Annotated in this window: 18 protein-coding genes; 11 read left to right on the top strand and 7 right to left on the bottom strand. The window is 41.8% G+C overall.

Going from position 1 to position 19,147, the window contains the following annotated elements; all coding sequences use genetic code 11:
• Positions 1 to 126 precede the first annotated feature (126 nt).
• The 3 genes from F9856_RS09965 to F9856_RS09975 form a co-directional block, all read right to left on the bottom strand.
• Entirely contained in the window at positions 127 to 1,386 is a 1,260-nt protein-coding gene (locus F9856_RS09965) for a hydroxymethylglutaryl-CoA reductase, degradative (RefSeq protein WP_202106498.1), read from the bottom strand.
• A gap of 560 nt (positions 1,387 to 1,946) precedes the next feature.
• Positions 1,947 to 3,116, bottom strand: coding sequence for a hydroxymethylglutaryl-CoA synthase (locus F9856_RS09970; protein ID WP_202106499.1), 1,170 nt, complete (start codon positions 3,114 to 3,116; stop codon positions 1,947 to 1,949).
• A gap of 28 nt (positions 3,117 to 3,144) precedes the next feature.
• The gene (locus tag F9856_RS09975; RefSeq protein WP_172043221.1) at positions 3,145 to 4,329 is read right to left on the bottom strand and encodes an acetyl-CoA C-acetyltransferase; all 1,185 of its coding nucleotides are present in this window, start codon (positions 4,327 to 4,329) and stop codon (positions 3,145 to 3,147) included.
• Positions 4,330 to 4,554: 225 nt separating this feature from the next.
• Between F9856_RS09975 and F9856_RS09980 the strand changes: the two genes are divergently transcribed.
• The 8 genes from F9856_RS09980 to F9856_RS10015 all read left to right on the top strand — a co-directional run bounded on the left by F9856_RS09980 (position 4,555) and on the right by F9856_RS10015 (position 11,499).
• Positions 4,555 to 5,247, top strand: coding sequence for a phosphoglycerate mutase (locus F9856_RS09980; protein WP_024378952.1), 693 nt, complete (start codon positions 4,555 to 4,557; stop codon positions 5,245 to 5,247).
• A 105-nt stretch (positions 5,248 to 5,352) separates the two neighbouring features.
• Complete coding sequence (locus F9856_RS09985) at positions 5,353 to 5,736, top strand: VOC family protein (protein WP_015647197.1); 384 nt, start codon at positions 5,353 to 5,355, stop codon at positions 5,734 to 5,736.
• A 162-nt stretch (positions 5,737 to 5,898) separates the two neighbouring features.
• Positions 5,899 to 6,153, top strand: coding sequence for a DUF1912 family protein (locus F9856_RS09990; RefSeq protein ID WP_044767447.1), 255 nt, complete (start codon positions 5,899 to 5,901; stop codon positions 6,151 to 6,153).
• 22 nt (positions 6,154 to 6,175) lie between these two features.
• Positions 6,176 to 6,562: a helix-hairpin-helix domain-containing protein gene (locus F9856_RS09995; protein WP_044767449.1), complete on the top strand. Its 387-nt coding sequence runs from the start codon at positions 6,176 to 6,178 to the stop codon at positions 6,560 to 6,562.
• Between the two features lie 239 nt (positions 6,563 to 6,801).
• Complete coding sequence (locus tag F9856_RS10000; protein ID WP_202106500.1) at positions 6,802 to 7,191, top strand: VOC family protein; 390 nt, start codon at positions 6,802 to 6,804, stop codon at positions 7,189 to 7,191.
• Complete coding sequence (locus tag F9856_RS10005) at positions 7,188 to 7,763, top strand: shikimate kinase (RefSeq protein ID WP_044677991.1); 576 nt, start codon at positions 7,188 to 7,190, stop codon at positions 7,761 to 7,763. Before F9856_RS10000 ends, F9856_RS10005 begins: the two co-directional genes overlap by 4 nt.
• A 114-nt stretch (positions 7,764 to 7,877) precedes the next feature.
• A complete protein-coding gene (locus tag F9856_RS10010; RefSeq protein ID WP_202106501.1) occupies positions 7,878 to 10,526 on the top strand; it encodes a valine--tRNA ligase in 2,649 nt (882 codons plus the stop codon).
• Positions 10,527 to 10,701: 175 nt separating this feature from the next.
• Complete coding sequence (locus tag F9856_RS10015; protein WP_202106502.1) at positions 10,702 to 11,499, top strand: Fic family protein; 798 nt, start codon at positions 10,702 to 10,704, stop codon at positions 11,497 to 11,499.
• Between the two features lie 90 nt (positions 11,500 to 11,589).
• On the opposite strand, the gene F9856_RS10020 is transcribed toward F9856_RS10015, so the two are convergent.
• A complete protein-coding gene (locus F9856_RS10020) occupies positions 11,590 to 12,519 on the bottom strand; it encodes a hypothetical protein (RefSeq protein WP_202106503.1) in 930 nt (309 codons plus the stop codon).
• A gap of 294 nt (positions 12,520 to 12,813) precedes the next feature.
• Entirely contained in the window at positions 12,814 to 14,079 is a 1,266-nt protein-coding gene (gene dcm / locus F9856_RS10025) for a DNA (cytosine-5-)-methyltransferase (RefSeq protein ID WP_202106504.1), read from the bottom strand.
• Between the two features lie 111 nt (positions 14,080 to 14,190).
• On the opposite strand from dcm, the gene F9856_RS10030 reads away from it, so the two are divergent.
• The 3 genes from F9856_RS10030 to asnA all read left to right on the top strand — a co-directional run bounded on the left by F9856_RS10030 (position 14,191) and on the right by asnA (position 17,837).
• A complete protein-coding gene (locus F9856_RS10030) occupies positions 14,191 to 15,681 on the top strand; it encodes a Sau3AI family type II restriction endonuclease (protein ID WP_202106505.1) in 1,491 nt (496 codons plus the stop codon).
• Between the two features lie 20 nt (positions 15,682 to 15,701).
• Complete coding sequence (locus F9856_RS10035; RefSeq protein WP_202106506.1) at positions 15,702 to 16,760, top strand: MmcQ/YjbR family DNA-binding protein; 1,059 nt, start codon at positions 15,702 to 15,704, stop codon at positions 16,758 to 16,760.
• A gap of 84 nt (positions 16,761 to 16,844) precedes the next feature.
• Positions 16,845 to 17,837 carry an aspartate--ammonia ligase gene (asnA, locus tag F9856_RS10040; protein WP_172034992.1) on the top strand — a complete coding sequence of 331 codons (993 nt, stop codon included), beginning with the start codon at positions 16,845 to 16,847 and terminating at the stop codon, positions 17,835 to 17,837.
• 53 nt (positions 17,838 to 17,890) lie between these two features.
• Here the strand turns inward: asnA and F9856_RS10045 are convergent, their stop codons facing one another.
• Together F9856_RS10045 and F9856_RS10050 are read right to left on the bottom strand one after the other, a co-directional pair.
• On the bottom strand, positions 17,891 to 18,316 hold the full coding sequence (locus F9856_RS10045; protein ID WP_002943408.1) for a thioredoxin family protein: 426 nt from the start codon (positions 18,314 to 18,316) through the stop codon (positions 17,891 to 17,893).
• A gap of 8 nt (positions 18,317 to 18,324) precedes the next feature.
• The gene (locus F9856_RS10050; protein ID WP_202106507.1) at positions 18,325 to 19,014 is read right to left on the bottom strand and encodes an excalibur calcium-binding domain-containing protein; all 690 of its coding nucleotides are present in this window, start codon (positions 19,012 to 19,014) and stop codon (positions 18,325 to 18,327) included.
• Positions 19,015 to 19,147: the final 133 nt, after the last annotated feature.

Below are 19,147 nucleotides of genomic sequence, written 5' to 3' on the forward strand. Positions count from 1 at the left end.
GTGGTTGCTTTTCATTATAGGTCATATGGGACTTTTTGTATATACTCAAAAAGGCTCCATAATCTCTACAGTGGATTTACCCACTACAGAAATTATAGAGCCTTAAAAAAGAGGAAGTCCCTCTTTTTAATGTTCTCTCATTTTTGCCAATAATTTTTGAGCAGTTTCTAGGTTGGTGTGTTTTTCTTTCCGCAGGAGTTGGGCTAGTTGGTCTACTTCATGCTCCTCGGCGCCAGCAAGTAGCGCTAGGGATTTTGCGTGGAGCTTCATGTGACCAGCCTGAATCCCTGAAGTAACAAGAGCACGCAGGGCAGCAAAGTTCTGACAGAGACCGACAGAAGCGATGATAGAAGCTAATTGGCGTGCCTTTGGTTGTTGGAGAAGGTCAAAAGCGACTGCTACCTTTGGATTGAGCCCGATAGAGCCACCGACGGAGGCGATCGGAAGAGGTAGGGTGATGGAGCCGACCAAGTGCTCGCCATCAATGGACCAAGTAGAAAGCCCCTTGTATTGCCCATCACGGCTGGCATAAGCATGGGCCCCGGCTTCGACTGCCCGCCAGTCATTTCCTGTAGCGATAACGACAGCATCTATACCATTAAAAATCCCTTTGTTATGTGTCGCAGCACGATAAGGGTCCACTTGTGCCAGCTTGCTTGCCAGGGCTATTTTTTGAGCAGTTTCTTGAGCAATGGCAGAGCTGGTAGCCAGACTAGGGATGGCAATATGGCATTGGGCGGTGACCAGTGACTCCGTTGCATAGTTGGAGAGGATTCCCATCAAAGCCTGTCCCTTGCTGAGCTCTTCTAAGTCATCCTTAACAGCTTCTAACATGTTATTGAGGATATTGGCTCCCATGGCTTCTTGTACATCAACCTGAAGATAGACAATCAAAAACTCATCCTTACTCTCAACAGTCAATTCTCTTGCACCGCCCCCTCGTTTGACAATGGAAGGGTGCGCTTGATTGGCAGTTTCTAAAATACTCTCCTTCTGGTCAAGAATCGCCTGTTTCGCTCTGCTATGGTCTGAAATATCGTAGAGGGCAACTTGTCCAATCATGATACGGTTGTGAATAGTCGTTGTAAAACCGCCAGATTTAGCGATGATTTTGGCTCCGAAAGATGCAGCTGCAACCACAGAAGGTTCTTCAGTAACCATCGGTACAGAATAAGTTTGTCCATCCACTAGAAGTTCTGGAAGTACAGAAAAAGGTAAGGAAAACGTTCCTAGATGATTTTCTGCCATCTTTCCCGCAATTGCTTCTGGCAGGTTTTCGTCTTTGTATAGAATGTCTAAGCTATCTTCGGATAGGGAACGATTCTGACGGAGAATATCAATGCGCTCTTGGCGTGATTTTTTATAAAATCCGGAAAAAGTTGACATAGGTTCCTCTTTCTATAGGAAAGCGCCCCTTGGTGAGAGCCAAAGGGCGCCGTTTTGGCTTTTATAGTCATTTGAATTAGCTTGATACATCGTCACTTTCGGCTTGCCGTACTCTGCGAAAGTGAGGCTGGGCAAAAAGACCAACCTCGCTTCTCAGGGTTCGTGTCAACATCTCAGCGCAGTGGTTGATTGGGTTTAACAGTCCAGTGGACTGTTAAAGGTTGGAGATAAGATTTGCGAAGCAAATCTCAGCAATTCGTGTTTTACACTCCAAATCTGACCATTACGACTGATGCGAACAGAGTTCGCTTCATTTCCAACCTAGAACAGTCACTACTCTGACTTAACGACTGTTGCGAACTTCGTTCGCTATATCTCCAACCTCCAAAGGTTCCCCGAACCTTTGGAGCTATGGGGGGGAGTGAAACAGTCTGGGAATAGACTGTTTCAGCTCAACAACTAGAAATAAAGACTTGTTGACGAACTCTTTTTTTGACCAGTCGAGTTCTTTCCCGCTCCCTTATTTCTAGCTACCTGCACCTCAGTTCCTTGTCTGAAAGCTAATTCATTCGACTATATTTACGATAGATATGTTTGTGATTGTCCACTTTGATAAGGGCAAAGGGACTTTGATCTTCTGGTAGGTCAAGGGATGAACCAGTTTCATCAAGGGTAATTTCTTCAAAGAAGACTAGTTCGTATTCCTTAACGCTGAGTTTTGTACGTTGATTGAGTTGTTCTAAACGATTTTCTTGTAAGTGGTCGCGATAACCTTCAACGAGTTGACCGCTGAAAATTTCACAGACAGCGCCGCTACCATAGCTATAAAAGAGGATTTGATCCCCTGTCTCTAACGCTCTGCTATTTTCCAAAAGGGAAAGAAGAGAGAGGAAGATAGAGCCAGTGTAGATGTTGCCGACGACTTTATTATAGACGATAGCTTCCTGGAAACGTTCTGTCAAGCGACTAAGAGTTTCTTCATCCTGAGCAATAGCTTGCAATCCTTTAAGACCTTGTTTGGAGAAAGGGATATGTAAGCACATGGCAGCAAAATCGTTGAGGGTTTTGCCTGTTTTTTGTTGATAGTAGTCGAAAGTTGTCGTCAAGCAATCGGTGTACTGTTCAGTCGAAAATTTACCATCAACACGTGGATATTTGTCGTAGTTGGGACGCCAGAAGTCGTAGATGTCACGTGTCTGGCAGACATTATCATTGTTGAGGACCAAAATTCGTGGGTTTGCGGTTACCAACATGGCAACTGCCCCAGCACCTTGGGTAGGTTCACCGCCAGAAGCGACTCCATATTTTGCAATATCACTAGCAATGACTAGGACTTTTGATTCTGGGAATTGAGCGATATGGCTTTTGGCAAGACTTAGTCCAGCCGTTGCACCGTAACAAGCCTCCTTCATCTCGATGGAGCGAGCGAAGGGCTGAATACCGAGTAATCCATGAATGGTGACGGCAGCAGCCTTACTTTGATCTACGCTAGATTCTGTACCGACAATAACCATGTTAATGGTTTGTTTATCTTCTTCTGTCAGAATGGCTTCGGCAGCCTTTGCCCCAAGACTGATAATATCTTGAGTGACAGGAGTTACAGCCATTTCTGATTGGAGAAGTCCAATCAGAAATTTATTTGGGTCCACATTGCGGGCTTGGGCTAAATCAGCCAAATCTAAAACATAATCGGGTGCCGCAAATCCGATTTTATCAATACCGATGTTCATAATATATCCTTTGTGTACAAATGATAGGTTAACTTGTTTGCGCATTGGAAACGATTAGGGAGATGCCTTGACCGCCTCCGATACAAAGTGAGCAAAGACCAAGCTCTTTTTCTTGCTTGATTAATTCGTGAATCAGAGTGACTAGGATTCGACTACCACTAGCTCCGATTGGATGTCCAAGGGCGATAGCACCACCATTGACATTGACTTTTGCAGGATCAATGCCGAGTTGTTTGACAACTGGAATTGATTGAGCTGCAAATGCCTCGTTGAGTTCGAATAGATCGATATCCTCGACTGTTTTATTCAGTTTTTGTAGCGCTTTTTGGCTAGCAGTAATAGGTCCAAGCCCCATCAATGCGGGATCTAAACCGCTTGTTGCATAGGCCTCAATATAGGCAAGTGGCAGGATATTTAGCTCACTGGCTTTTTCATCAGACATGAGTACCAAGACAGCACAGCCGTCGTTGATGCCAGAAGCATTGGCTGCGGTGACGGTTCCATCTTTTTTGAAAGCTGGACGGAGTGTTGCCAATTTTTCAATTGGCGTCAGACGAGGGTACTCATCTGTGGCAAAAATAGTTTCGCCTTTCCGATTTTTTAATCTAATAGGAACAATTTCGTCAACAAATCTTCCCTCAGCAATAGCTTTCGCAGCCTTCTCTTGGCTACTGTATGTAAAAGCATCTTGCTCTGCGCGACTGACTTGATAGTGTTCAGCAACATTTTCTGCAGTAATGCCCATGTGATAGTTGTTGAAAGCATCTGTTAGACCGTCTGTCAGCATAGAATCTTCTAGAGTAATATGACCAAATTTACTACCAAACCGGCTAGTTTTAGATAGATAAGGTGCCTGGCTCATGATTTCAATGCCCCCAGCCACAACTACATCATTGTCACCGAGAAGGATTGATTGTGTGGCAAGAAGGACTGATTTGAGACCGGAACCACAGACTTTATTGACTGCATAGGCAGAGGCTGTCTGAGGAATGCCTGCACGAATAGCAATTTGACGTGCAATATTTTGTCCTTGTCCTGCTGAAAGAACATTTCCGAAGATAACTTCATCAACGCTGTCTGCAGGGATGTTTTTATTAGCTAAGGCTGTTTCGAGGACTTGCGCCCCTAAATCAGCGATTTCAATATCTTTCAGACTGCCTCCGAAGCTGCCGATAGCAGAACGATAGGCAGACACGATAGCTACTTTTTTCATGATAACTCCTATAGTGGTATCGTTTTGAACTGTCGTGTTCAGCCTTACTATTATACCATTATTTTGTATTTTTTCTAAGAAGAAAGATAGGTCTAGAGACTGAATTTACATGAAAGAGTAATGAAAGCGTACACAGATTATGGAAAGGCTGGCATTTTTTTACCTTTTCGTGTAAAATAGAGAAGTATAAGAGGGGAACCTCAAAATTTAAAGGAGAATCCATAAATGGTAAAATTGGTTTTTGCTCGCCATGGTGAGTCTGAATGGAACAAAGCTAACCTTTTCACTGGTTGGGCTGATGTTGATTTGTCTGAAAAAGGTACACAACAAGCAATCGATGCAGGTAAATTGATCAAAGAAGCAGGTATCGAATTTGATCTTGCTTTCACATCTGTATTGAAACGTGCTATCAAGACTACAAACTTGGCTCTTGAAGCTGCAGATCAATTGTGGGTACCAGTTGAAAAATCATGGCGTTTGAACGAACGTCACTACGGTGGTTTGACTGGCTTGAACAAAGCTGAAGCAGCTGCTGAATTTGGTGATGAGCAAGTTCACATCTGGCGTCGTTCTTATGATACTTTGCCACCAGAAATGGCTAAAGATCATGAGTATTCAGCACACACTGACCGTCGCTATGCACACCTTGATGATTCAGTTATTCCAGATGCAGAAAACTTGAAAGTAACGCTTGAGCGTGCCCTTCCATTCTGGGAAGATAAAATTGCTCCAGCATTGAAAGATGGTAAAAACGTATTCGTAGGTGCACACGGTAACTCAATCCGTGCCCTTGTAAAACACATCAAACAATTGTCTGATGACGAAATCATGGATGTGGAAATTCCAAACTTCCCACCACTTGTTTTCGAATTGGATGAAAACTTGAACATTGTGAAAGAGTACTACTTGGAAGCATAATTCATTTAAGGCCTGAGTTCGCTCAGGCTTTTTTAGTTTTGAATATCAGATTTTTCATAGAGAGTATGGTATACTGGTGGTATTAAATGGTAGGAGGAATTTATTATGGCAAGTAAAAAAATGTTGCACGCTTGTTTGCGTGTTGAGAATTTAGAAGCATCGCAAAAGTTCTATGAAGAAGGGTTTGGCTTTAAAGAAACCCGTCGCAAGGACTATCCAGAGCACAAGTTTACCTTGGTTTACTTAGCACTTGAAGGAGATGACTTTGAGATTGAATTGACCTACAATTATGATCATGGTCCCTATATCGTAGGCGACGGTTTCTCGCATCTAGCTCTTTCTTCAGATGATTTAGAAGGTGATAATGCTAAGCATAAGGAGCTGGGCTATCCAACGACAGACATCAAGGGCTTGCCAGGAAGTCCAGGTCGTTATTATTTTGTGACAGATCCAGATGGCTACCGTGTGGAAGTCATTCGTGCAGATTAATTTAGAAAAGATTTTGCTTAGGCAGTCTTTTTCTTTTCAAAAAAAATCAGAAAATGGCAGGAGGGAGGGAATTGGCACTAACTCAGGAGTTAGGGCTTTTCTTTTGCCAAAAATGTGGTATAATAAGTCAGTATGCTTATTCAAGCACAAAAGAGGAATCCTATGACAAAAGAAGCAGAATTTTTAAAAGAATTTGAGGCTTGGGTCAACACTCAGGTCATGGTAAACGAGATGGCGGTTGAAGAAAGTCGTCGTGTCTTGGAGGAAGACAAGGATGAGCGGGCAGCGGATGCTTATATTCGTTATGAGAGCAAGCTGGATGCCTATCGATTCATTCAAGGGAAATTTGCCAACTACCATGCTGGCAAAGGTTTTCATGATTTACCAGATGAGTTGTTTGGTCAAAGGCATTATTAATCAGACGGGAGAGAGATGAAAAATGGGAAAAAAGAAAGTAAATCGAAAAAAACAATTGAAAAAACAGTTGGCAGACTTGAAACGTGCGGGTCGTGTAGGTCTTGAAAGAGCTGCAGAGGTAGTAGAGACAGTTGCTCACAAGGCTGAGGCTGTAGTAGAGCATGCTGTGGAACAAGTGAAAGAAGTTGCCACAGAGGTGACTTCTTCAGCGACTTCATTGGAAGACTTTTTGGCACTTCCTGAGTTGGAAGGCATTGCGGCAGCGCGTTTGGAAACCTTTTATGAAGCAGGTATCAAATCTGTGTCTGACTTTGCAAACCATACAGAAAAAGAGCTCTTGGCTCTTAAAGGCATCGGGCCTGCTACCATCAAGCAGTTGACGGAAAAAGGGATTGAGTTGAAAGCTTAAATCCCTTGCTTTTCAAGGTACAATTTGTTACAATAAAGCCATTCAGAGGTGTTTTGAGCCCATTTGTCACAGGAAGCGGTGGTACTGAGAAATCCGCACAAATGTCAAAACTGGTTGCTGATGATGTGAATCGAATACGCAAAGTGCAGATAATGTATCTGAACAAGGGTGGTACCGCGGAATAACTTCGTCCCTGTCTAGCAAGTCTAGGCAGGGATTTTCATTTGGAAAGGAGAAATATGCTACATCATGTTGAAATTTACGTTTCTAATTTAGAAACCTCGCGTGCATTTTACGACTTTCTCCTGACCAAGCTGGGATACTCGCTCTATCAGGAGTGGGAGGAAGGGCTATCTTACAAAAAAGCAGAGCAGTACCTGGTCTTTGTCCAAACGCCAGAGGACTTCCTAGAGGCAGGTTATCACCGTTGCCGTATAGGTCTCAATCATCTAGCCTTTCATGCGGGAACACCTGATGATGTTGACCAATGGCGGAAGGAATTTTTGACCAGACGAGTCAAACTTCTCTACGACGACCGCTATCCCCACGCAGGAGGACCAGACCACTACGCCCTCTATTTGGAAGACCCAGATGGGATTAAGATTGAGTTGGTGGGGGAGGCAAGATGAATCTAATTATTATTGGAGCACAAGCTTCTGGCAAGATGACCGTTGGGCAGGAAGTTGCGAAATTGACAGGGATGACCCTCTTTCATAATCACGATTCGATTGATTTTAGCCTACGTTTTATTCCTGAATTTTCTGAGGATATGTTTGACCTCAATACACGTATTACATTTGCTGTTTATGATGTGTTTGCTAGGTCAGGCCGCCCACTAATCGGAACTGCCTTGATTAATTTTAAAAATCTCATAGAGGTTCAATTCCTTACAACTGTTCAGACGATTTTTCATCATCATGGTCAGGAAATTTTATTTGTTGAGTTGGAAACTGCTTTGGAAGAACGTCTGCGGCGTAATCGGACAGAAAATCGACTTACCCATAAACCTTTGAAACGACACATTGAAGTTTCAGAGGCTGAGATTCTCTCTACAGCTGATACATGTCAATATACCTCATTAGGCATTCCAGAGGGCATTCAGCATTATCTCAAAATTAATAATACTCATCTTTCTGCCAATGACGTAGCTCAACTAATTATTCAAAAAATGGAGGAACTTGAGCAAGAACAAACGAAATAGCCAGTCCAAGGGACTGACTATTTCTAGGAGATTATATGAAAAAGAATTGGGCTATTTCTAGCTTGAGGATAGTATAAACCAATTTTCTTAAAGAATACTAAAGGAGAAAAAATAATGTCAAAAGAATTATCACCAAAATACAATCCAGCCGAGGTTGAGGCTGGTCGTTACCAAACGTGGTTGGACCAAGATGTCTTTAAGCCGTCAGGCGATGCGGAGGCTAAGCCCTATTCTATCGTCATTCCACCGCCAAACGTAACCGGTAAGTTGCACTTAGGACACGCTTGGGATACCACCCTTCAAGATATTATCATCCGTCAAAAGCGGATGCAGGGCTTTGACACCCTTTGGCTTCCAGGTATGGACCATGCGGGGATTGCCACACAGGCTAAGGTTGAGGAGCGCTTGCGGGAGCAAGGTGTGACCCGTTATGACTTGGGCCGCGAAAAATTCCTCGACAAAGTTTGGGAATGGAAGGATGAGTACGCAGCGACCATTCGTGAGCAATGGGGCAAGTTGGGTCTGTCTTTGGACTACCAACGTGACCGCTTCACTCTGGACGAAGGCTTGTCAAAAGCCGTTCGCAAGGTCTTTGTAGAACTCTACAAAAAAGGCTGGATCTACCGTGGTGAATTTATCATCAACTGGGACCCAGCAGCTCGCACAGCTCTTTCTGACATCGAAGTTATCCACAAGGACGTAGAAGGTGCCTTCTACCACATGAATTACATGTTGGAAGATGGTTCTCGTGCCCTTCAAGTTGCGACAACTCGTCCTGAAACCATGTTCGGTGACGTGGCGGTGGCGGTTAACCCAGAAGACCCACGTTACAAGGACTTGATTGGTAAAAACGTTATCCTGCCAATCGTCAACAAGCCTATCCCGATCGTTGCGGATGAGCATGCAGATCCTGAATTTGGTACAGGGGTTGTGAAAATCACTCCTGCCCACGATCCAAATGACTTCCTCGTCGGTCAACGCCACAATCTACCACAAGTTAATGTTATGAACGATGACGGTACCATGAACGAGCTCGCAGGCGAATTTGCAGGTATGGACCGTTTTGAAGCTCGTAAGGCAACGGTTGCTAAGTTGCAAGAACTGGGTGCCCTTGTGGAAATCGAAAACCGTGTTCATTCAGTTGGTCACTCGGAGCGTACAGGTGTTGTAGTCGAGCCACGCTTGTCAACCCAATGGTTTGTCAAGATGGACCAGTTGGCTAAGAATGCCATTGCCAACCAAGACACAGCTGATAAGGTAGAATTTTACCCACCACGTTTCAACGATACCTTCCTACAATGGATGGAGAATGTACATGACTGGGTTATCTCGCGTCAGCTTTGGTGGGGTCATCAGATTCCAGCATGGTATAATGAATCTGGCGAAATGTACGTCGGAGAAGAGGCTCCAGCAGGTGACGGTTGGGTACAGGATGAGGATGTCCTAGATACCTGGTTCAGCTCTGCCCTCTGGCCATTCTCAACAATGGGCTGGCCTGACGAAAACGCGGCGGACTTCCAGCGTTACTTCCCAACTTCAACCTTGGTAACGGGCTACGACATCATCTTCTTCTGGGTGTCACGAATGATTTTCCAATCGCTTGAGTTCACAGGCCGTCAGCCATTCAAGAACGTGCTGATCCATGGTTTGATTCGTGACGAAGAAGGTCGCAAGATGTCTAAGTCGCTTGGAAACGGGATTGACCCGATGGATGTCATCGAGAAATACGGTGCGGACGCTTTGCGTTGGTTCTTGTCAAACGGCTCTGCTCCTGGTCAAGATGTTCGTTTCTCTTATGAGAAGATGGATGCTTCTTGGAACTTCATTAACAAGATTTGGAATATTTCCCGCTACATCCTCATGAACAATGAAGGCTTGACCTTGGATGCGGCGCGTGAGAATGTCGCCAAAGTCGCAGCTGGTGAGGCTGGCAACGTGACGGACCGCTGGATTCTCCACAACCTTAACGAAACCATTGCCAAGGTTACTGAAAACTTCGACAAGTTCGAGTTTGGTGTGGCTGGTCACATCCTCTACAACTTCATCTGGGAAGAGTTCGCCAACTGGTATGTCGAGCTGACCAAGGAGGTCCTTTACAGCGATAACGAGGCTGAGAAAGTCATGACCCGCTCTGTCCTTCTCTACACGCTGGACCAAATCCTTCGCCTCCTCCACCCAATCATGCCGTTTGTGACGGAAGAAATCTTCGCCCAGTATGCAGAGGGCTCTATTGTGGTGGCGGCCTACCCTGTGGTCAACCCAGCCTTTGAAAATGCGGAAGCCCACAAGGGAGTGGAGAGCCTTAAGGACTTGATCCGTTCGGTGCGAAATAGCAGAGCAGAAGTGAATGTTGCGCCATCTAAGCCGATTACCATTTTGATTAAGACGGCAGATAGCGAGCTTGAAACCTTCTTCAAGGCAAATGAAAACTACATCCGACGCTTTACCAATCCAGAACAGTTGGAAATCAGTTCAAGCATTGCTGCACCAGAACTAGCTATGTCAGCCGTTATCACCGGTGCTGAAATCTTCTTGCCACTCGCCGACCTCCTCAACGTCGAAGAAGAGTTAGCTCGACTAGACAAAGAACTAGCCAAATGGCAAAAAGAACTAGACATGGTCGGCAAAAAACTCAGCAACGAACGCTTCATCGCCAACGCCAAACCAGAAGTCGTTGAAAAAGAAAAAGAAAAACAAGCCGACTACCAAGCAAAATATGATGCGACAGTAGGGCGGATTGAAGAGATGAAGAAACTGGTCTAGTGGTCTAACATCACTTGATACTGCGTCAACTCACCTTGCCGTACTCAAGTACTGTCTGCGGTGTCGTTTCCTAGTCTCAAGCTGATTTTAGCCACACTAGATTAAACAAATGCCCAGCCTAAAAAGGCTGGGTTTTGTGGTATAATAAGGCTAGAAATTCAAACAGGAGGAGTCTATGCAACCAACTTACAACATTGATAATCCCAATCTTTCCTACGAAGCCAAGCAAGAACTCTGGGAAACTGGTTTTGGTCTTCAAAAAGTGGATGGGTTGACTCCGTCTGTTTATATGGAGGAGTTGGCGGATAGGCAAGCTCGTGGAGAGTACACCTATGAGCAGGTGTACGAGGAAATTACGAAATACCACCAGTCAACTGATGCCAGTACGCAAGAAGCAGATATCGTCTCTCTCCGAATTGTTGAAATGCTTTCTCAAAATGGTTTTAGCCTCCGACCAACCACTCTCTTACATATCCACAAAGAGCTCTTTCAGGATATTTTTGATAGCAGTGTTCCAATTGGTGAGTATCGAACGGTTAACATTACAAAAAACGAGCCAGTTTTAAAGGGGGACACTGTGATTTATTCAGATTTTCCCTTGATTGTTGCCACTTTGGACTATGATTTCCAGCAAGAAAGGGATTTTTCTTATGCTGGATTAGATAAAAAAGCCATTGTTGCCCATATCCAATCCTTTATTTCAGGAATTTGGCAAATCCACCCATTCCGAGAAGGGAACACTAGAACAATCACAGTATTTCTCATCAAATACCTTCGCTCACTTGGTTTCGACATTGACAACGAACCTTTTCAAAAACATGCCAAATACTTTCGAGATGCCCTTGTACTTGACAATGCTAAGTTAGTCAATAAACGCTCAGCCTTTTTAACCGCCTTCTTTGAAAATCTCCTCTTGAACGGTCAGAATGATCTATCAAGTGAGAGGATGTACGAGGAGTTGGGGGTAAAATGAGGGTGATGTAAGAGTGAAAAGCAGAGCTTGGAATACTTCTAAGCCCTGCTTTTCTAATAATTTTTTAACACTATTCTACTTTGTAATTGACTATTTGGTTAGATCATCTAATTCATCATCTGACAATTGACGAACCGAGGATTCTATGTTATGAATCTCTCTGTCATAGAAATTAATAATTAGTCGAGGGTTCTTTGCCAATTCATCATTTGCAAATTCCTTCCATTTATTGCTTTCATAAGCTTCTCTAATTAATTTCTGAATTAGATATTTATCTGAAATTGGTTTATTGTTGCCATTTTTATATATTCCAAGCTGACCAGCGAATTTCTCTCGATAAATTGGGAAGATAATTATTTTTACAAATTTCTCAACGGTAAAATAATATTTTTTTGAAATAATTTGTTTCGGTAACAATAACAATGGTTTATTATCTTTCCCTAGAATGTAGAACGAAGAGATTTTCATCCATTTTAATTCTTCGTCATCCCAATAATAGCCGAAAGATTTGTTATCTTCAATGATTTGGATATTGTGAATTTTTGCCTGTTTGAGAGTATATTCTATTATTTCTTTTTTTAGAATATTAGTTAGGAGATCTGAGGAACGATCTTCTGCAAATCGTGGGGATAAAATAGTCATTGCTGTTAAGGACATCAATCTTTTTTGGGAATCACTATCAGAGTTGACAACTTGTTCAAAAAATTTCATTAGCATTTTTTTTGAAGCTCCGGTCCCTCTAGAGGCACCTTTTGAGTGTCCTAGGTGTGTTTGGTTGCATTCTTGAGAGTGATTAAATAACTCTTCAAGGTCATCGAATTGTTTAGACTTATAAAGTCTAAGAGCCTCTTGGAAAAAACTTTCTACTTTTAAAGATGCATTTTGAAAAATTTTATCAAGTTTCGTTGAGAATAGCTTAGTAGAATCTAGAAATAGTTTGGTATCTCTAGTTGTATCTATATTTAGAAAGTCAATGTCTTTATGTGGTAAGTCTATTAATTTATTTGAATTTGTATTCAATATTTTCCTCCAAAAATATAATGGTTGTTTTTAAGGAGAGAGATTGAATATGAGGAGAGTTTACATTTTGTTACAAAAATGTTACAATTGTTTTGTTCATATTAAGAATAGTGTTAAAATTTTCTCACATTCTTTCTCAGGTCAGTAGATGAGGTCTACTGACCTTCCTTATTTATTAGTATATATTTTTTTACGTATTTGTCAAGGTTTATATATGCACAAAAACACAATATGTAGTGTGTATGTTTTGCTTTTATGCTATATATAGTATAAAAACACTCAACTAAAATAGTTTTAGTCGAGTGTTTTTATATATTCTCCAATCTGTTTCACTATTTCAGTTACGAGGGCATTTCCCATAAAGAACATACGCATTTTATCCGATACCTCTACAATGGAGCCATCTGCTAATTTTTTCTGCTTTGTCCAATCGTCTGGAAAGTCCTGCAAGCGTTCCGCCTCTACTGGAGTTATCAAACGATAGCGATTGTTTACATTGATAAAGTGAGTAGAGCGATTGACAGTACCTTCGGAAGTCAACATAGTTCGTCCAGGTAGATTTAGGTCATCGGTTGGCGACATTCCACCTTCGGAATAGGTATAGGTGTGACCGTCTGCCGAAGTTCTTTCGATTTTTTTAGGACCTCGGAGATATTGGAATTTTTCTAGTTTAGCGGGGTCTGTCAAAAAGTATTTCTCAGGCACATCTTTCTCATCTTGTAAGATTTCTCCAAGAGTGATTGGTTGACCTTTATAGTTACAATGAGTTTCGACAGAATAGTACTTGCCATGCCTCATGACACCTGTATTCCAAACTGTACCTGTGAAATTGTCTGATACTTCAACAATATCATTCGCCAATTCGTAGTAGACTTGGCGATTTTTTATTGGTGTTGATTTAATTGGGAACTGAGTAGCAAACAAACCTGAATGGAATAGATACTCGTTGTAGCGATTTTCGTTAAACACAGTTTCAGTGTTTTCAAATTGTTCGTCAAGTCTTTTTGCAAAAGTAGTATCATTTCGATAAACAAAGAAGAATACACGACGACGGCGTTGGCTTCGTCCGTATTCGGCAGCATTGATAACTCGCCATTCAACCGAGTAACCAAGATTGTTAAATGCTGTCAACATAATGGCAAAGTCACGCCCTCTTTGTTTGGATGGTGCTTTTAATAGACGGTCAACATTTTCCAAAATAAGATACTTGGGTTTGGTGATACGAGTAGCACGGATAATTTCCCAAAAGAGAACTCCTTTTTTTCCTTCAATTCCCTGTTCGTTCTTTTTACTGCGAGCGACAGAATAGTCTTGGCATGGAAAACCACCAACAATCATTTCTGGATTCATCTCAGCAAACTTTTCGTCAGAAATTTCTGAGATACTAATATTTATGTTTTCGCTATCTGGAAAGTGCAAGTCATAAACTTCAAAAGCATCCTGTGATTTTCGAGAAGGCTCCCATTGATTTGCCCATTTAGTTTGGAAGTAATCTTTGTCAGCATTTTCAAGACCGATGCGAAAACCGCCTACACCGGCAAAGAGTTCGAGAATATTCATTTTTTCTCCTCAAGTTCATTTAATACTATCTATTATAACGTAAAAAACAATTTCGATCAAGGATTTTTATTTGATATAATAGAGCTATAGGAATTTAGTAGGAAATTTAATATGGAAAAACACTTATTCAATTATGATGAAACAGACATTCAAAGTATTCTTGATTATTCTCAACATTTATTAGATAGGTCACTTGGTGAAATTATTGCGGAATACCAGGTTTCGCCATATAAAACTTATCGAGATTTTCAAGATGGGACAATCTCAGAAATTGTTGATAAAGAAATCAGTATGAAATCTAAGGGGCAATATGGCAATTACATAGAAAAGTATTTCTATGGTTATCAGCCCAATAGTGATTCTGCCGCTGACTTTGATAAGGTTGGAGTGGAATTAAAAGTAACGCCTTTTAAAGTGAACAAGAATGGAACAATTAGTGCAAAAGAGCGATTAGTTTTAACAATATTAAACTATATGGAGGAAAATCTAGATGACTTTTACTCCACTCATCTATGGCAAAAATGTTCTAAAATACTTTTACTGTTTTACAATGGTCTCATTCCAGGGCAGACCATGTCAGATTATATCATTGAAAAAGTCTTCTTGTATGAATGGTTTGAAGAGGATATGGAGGTTATCCTTGAGGATTATAATCGCATTGTAGAAAAGATTAAGCAAGGTAAAGCCCATGAACTTTCCGAATCAGATGGAAACTACTTGTCTACCTGTACAAAAGGTGCAGGAAAAGGAAAAGATTTTCGTATCCAGCCGTTTAGTGATACTCTAGCAAAACAAAGGGCTTGGGAATTAAAATCTAGCTATATGACCTACTTGATTAATCACAAGATATTTAATCAAGTTGATCAAGAAAGTATATTAGCAACTGCCAGAGGTGAGAAAAAATCTTTTACACAGGTTATTGCTGATAAAATATTAGTCTATCAAGGATTTTCTGAGGAAGAATTATATAGTCGATTTGAAGTGAATCCTAAAGCAAAAGGAAAAAATAGTACCTTAATTAAAAATATTTTGGGACTAACTGGTGACCTTGATAAGACACAAGAATTTCAAAAAGCCAACATGAATCTACGAGTTATTCGTGTTGATAAAAATGGATTGCCTAAAGAGGATTCTCCTTTTAAAACTTATCAATTTGAAGAATTGGCTAGTAACGATGTTTGGGAGGAATCTCATCCTTATTTGGAGATATGTAATAAGCGATTTCTATTTGTTATCTTTAGAGAAGTATCAGATAAGTTATTTGTGTTAGATGGTATAAAGTTTTGGGGATTTCCAGAAAGGTTAATTCCAGAGGTTCAACGAGTTTGGAATGAAACACGAAACATTATTCGAGATGGAGTTGAACTGAAGCTAAACGGTAATAAAGTCTCGACAAACTTTCCTCAAAGTAAATTAAATACAATTTTATTTACAAAAATTCATGCTCAAAATACCTACTACGAAATTAGACCTAATGAATTTGTTGGTAAGGGAAAATTATCAGATACTGACAAATTGCCAGATGGTAGAAGAATAACGAAACACTCATTTTGGATTCCTAAAAAATTTTTGAAAGAGGTACTCCTTGGTGAGTGGGATTAATTATTTAGTGAAAGGCATTTATGAACAAAACTAATTCTTACCAAATCCACCTCCCCTCTCTCATCCCTTTCGGTTTCATTTTCTCCAACAATCGTTACACCTACCGTGAGGTCTTCATGGAGGGGCAGTTTGAGGCGGTGGTGGAAGTCGATGAGGCTGGTCAGCTGTCGTCCTATGTTTGGGATTGTGAGATGGAGGAGGTCTATACCGCTCATCTGGTGTCTGCGCCAGCTGGGGCTTTTGTTGGGCAGGTACGTGAGGCTTATCAGTCCATTTTGGCTCGAGTAGAGGAGGCTTGTTGTATCGCTCTGCCATTTTCCAAGGACCAAACCAACCGCATAGCCCAGCTCATCAAGGAGCAGTGGGGCGACCTTCCTGACTATCCCTTTGCCAAGTTGCCGACTTATGGGGCTTTTCGTCATCCTTCTAATAACAAGTGGTACGCCCTGGTCAGTCAGATTCCGAGGGACAAGCTGGATGGGAGCGGGTCTAAAGAAGAGGTGGAGATTGTCAATCTCAAGGTCGATGGTCGGGAAATAGCAGAGCTGCTGAGTCAGTCGGGCATTTTCCCAGCCTATCACATGTCGAAGAAGACCTGGGTGTCGGTCTTGCTGGATGATACGGTGGAGGACCAGACGGTGTTTGCCCTCCTTGAAAAAAGTCGCTATCTGGTAGGACCAAAAACCTACAAGGCGGAGCAAGGGCCTGATTACTGGGTTATTCCAGCCAATCCAAAGGTCTATGATATTGATACCGAATTTGCGGGAAATAAGGTAGTCTATTGGCCACAAAAATCAACTATTCAAGCCGGGGACCTCGTTGCCATTTATGTCACGGCACCTGTACAGGCTATTCGCTATGTTTGTCGAGTCTTGGGGGCAAACTTGGAAAATCATGGAGAGTCAGATATTCCGACAGAAAAGCAACTCATGCAGGTGGAATTGCTTGCTCAACTAACTGATGATGTATTGCCGAGAGTGCGCATGATGGACTTGGGAGTCAGGGCGGTGCGTGGTCCTAGACGCTTGACAGAGGGCGTGATAGAAGTACTGACATCCGAAGTGAAAAACCTCCATTAAATTATCAGAATATTTAATAAAAAGACTTTACAAGTAGGTAAAAAAGAGTATAATAAGGTGTATAAATTTACGAGGAGGTAAGGTATGAAGAAAAGCTTCATTCATCAGCAAGAGGAGATTTCTTTCGTCAAAAATACATTCACTCAGTATTTGAAAGACAAGCTAGAAATCGTAGAAGTGCAAGGACCGATTTTGAGTCGTGTCGGGGATGGTATGCAGGATAATTTGTCCGGTGTGGAGAATGCGGTTACGGTTAATGTGAAGCTGATACCAAATGCTACTTATGAAGTGGTTCATTCGCTTGCAAAATGGAAGCGTCATACCTTGGCTCGCTTTGGATTTCACGAAGGAGAAGGGCTCTTTGTTCACATGAAGGCCCTTCGTCCTGACGAGGATTCCTTGGATCCGATTCACTCGGTGTATGTGGATCAGTGGGACTGGGAAAAGGTCATCCCTGATGGTCGTCGCAACTTGGCTTATTTGAAGGAAACGGTCGAACAAATCTATAAGGCCATTCGGTTGACAGAGCTTGCAGTTGAAGCTCGTTATGATATTGAGTCTGTTTTGCCTAAGAAAATCACCTTTATCCACACTGAGGATTTGGTGAAGAACTTCCCAGACTTGACACCAAAAGAGCGTGAAAATGTGGTTGCCAAAGAATACGGTGCGGTTTTCCTAATCGGTATTGGTGGAGAACTGGCAGATGGAAAACCACATGACGGACGTGCACCAGACTATGATGACTGGACAAGCCCATCAGAAGCAGGCTACAAAGGACTCAATGGAGACATCTTGGTTTGGAACGAAGCACTTGGTTCAGCCTTTGAGTTGTCCTCGATGGGGATTCGTGTAGACGAGGAAGCGCTGAAACGCCAGGTTGCTATTACAGGTGACGAGGACCGTCTAGAATTTGATTGGCATCGTGCCCTGTTGAATGGTCTCTTCCCGCTTTCAATCGGTGGCGGTATCGGTCAATCCCGTTTGGCCATGTTCTTGCTTCGTAAGAAACACATTGGAGAAGTTCAGTCCAGTGTGTGGCCACAAGAAGTGCGCGATAATTTTGAGAATATTTTGTAAGATGAGTATATAAAAAATGATAGGTTTCAAAAAGGAAGCCTATCATTTTCTATTTAATATTGTTTCAAGAACTGTTCAATTTCTTCAAGTGGAGTCTGACTTCCTTTTTCAAGATAGCCTTGTTTTGCTCCATCATGATAGAAGGTTAAGTGAGGTACGGTTTCTATATTTTGAGACGATACAAAATTTTTAACTAACTCACTTGATTCTTCATCTGTATTAAGATAGTAAACGCTGACTTGGGTATCTTGAATGGCTTTTTCTAAATTTGGAAAGAATTTTTGACAATAAGGACAAGTTGGACGTCCGACATATAGATAGAAATCTTCCTGTTTACCAATTTTTTCTTCCACTTCTTCTAGGGAAATAGACTGGGTGGAGGTGATAACCTCTGTTTTAGCCTCCTGAGACGATTGGCAGGCATAGAGAGCAACTGAACAGAGTAATAAACAAATACAGCTAATAAACTTTTTTATCATAATTTCTATCACTGTCTAGTCGGTTCGCATGCACGACCATCCCTATCTCTATCTAAATGTGGTCCATAACCAGGTTGGCCAGATAGGATAGGTTTCAAATGTTCAGGAACAGCAGAGCAATTCGGATAGTATGGAGCCGCTGGTTCAGTTTGTACAGGTGTCTGAGGAGTCTGGACAACAGGTGCAGCATACTGAGTTGTGATTTGTTGTCCTAGGGACGTCGCATAGAATTTCACACCTTCTTGTGACCAGCCATGACTAGGGAGAACATTGTACTCATTTAGGTCTGTTGTCCAATGGTGAAGCCCACGGAGTTTGAAGTTATAAACGCGGTAAATTGGGACGGTACCACCAGAATAGAATACAGGTTGTCCGTTGTTATCGGAAGTCCAACCATGTTTAGAAGTTAGAACGGCTACTTCATTGGTGTCGCTAGTATAGAGATGGTTTTGAAGACCAGCATTATAAAGTCTGTATACAGGTGTGCCAGTGTCAGGGGCATTCCAACCAATACCTTCGTATCCCCAACCATGTTGGTTATATAAAACATCTTTTTCATTTACATCAGTGGTATAAAGATGTTCACCATTCTGTCGGTTATATAGGCGATAGATAGGAGTATCTGCAGAAACGCTTGTTTGGATACTTGCTCCGATAAAGAGAGTAGCTAACGATATAACGAATGTCTTCAGTTTCATTTTGAAGAATCTCCTTTCATATTTCTTTAAGTATATCATATTCAATCATAAAATGAAAGCGTTTCTTGTGCGTGTTATTATATATGGGCACCTCTAAAAACTCCCTAAATTTCCCAAAAATGAGATAATAGAA

This window comes from Streptococcus suis, from assembly GCF_016743335.1.
GTDB lineage: Bacteria > Bacillota > Bacilli > Lactobacillales > Streptococcaceae > Streptococcus > Streptococcus suis_Y.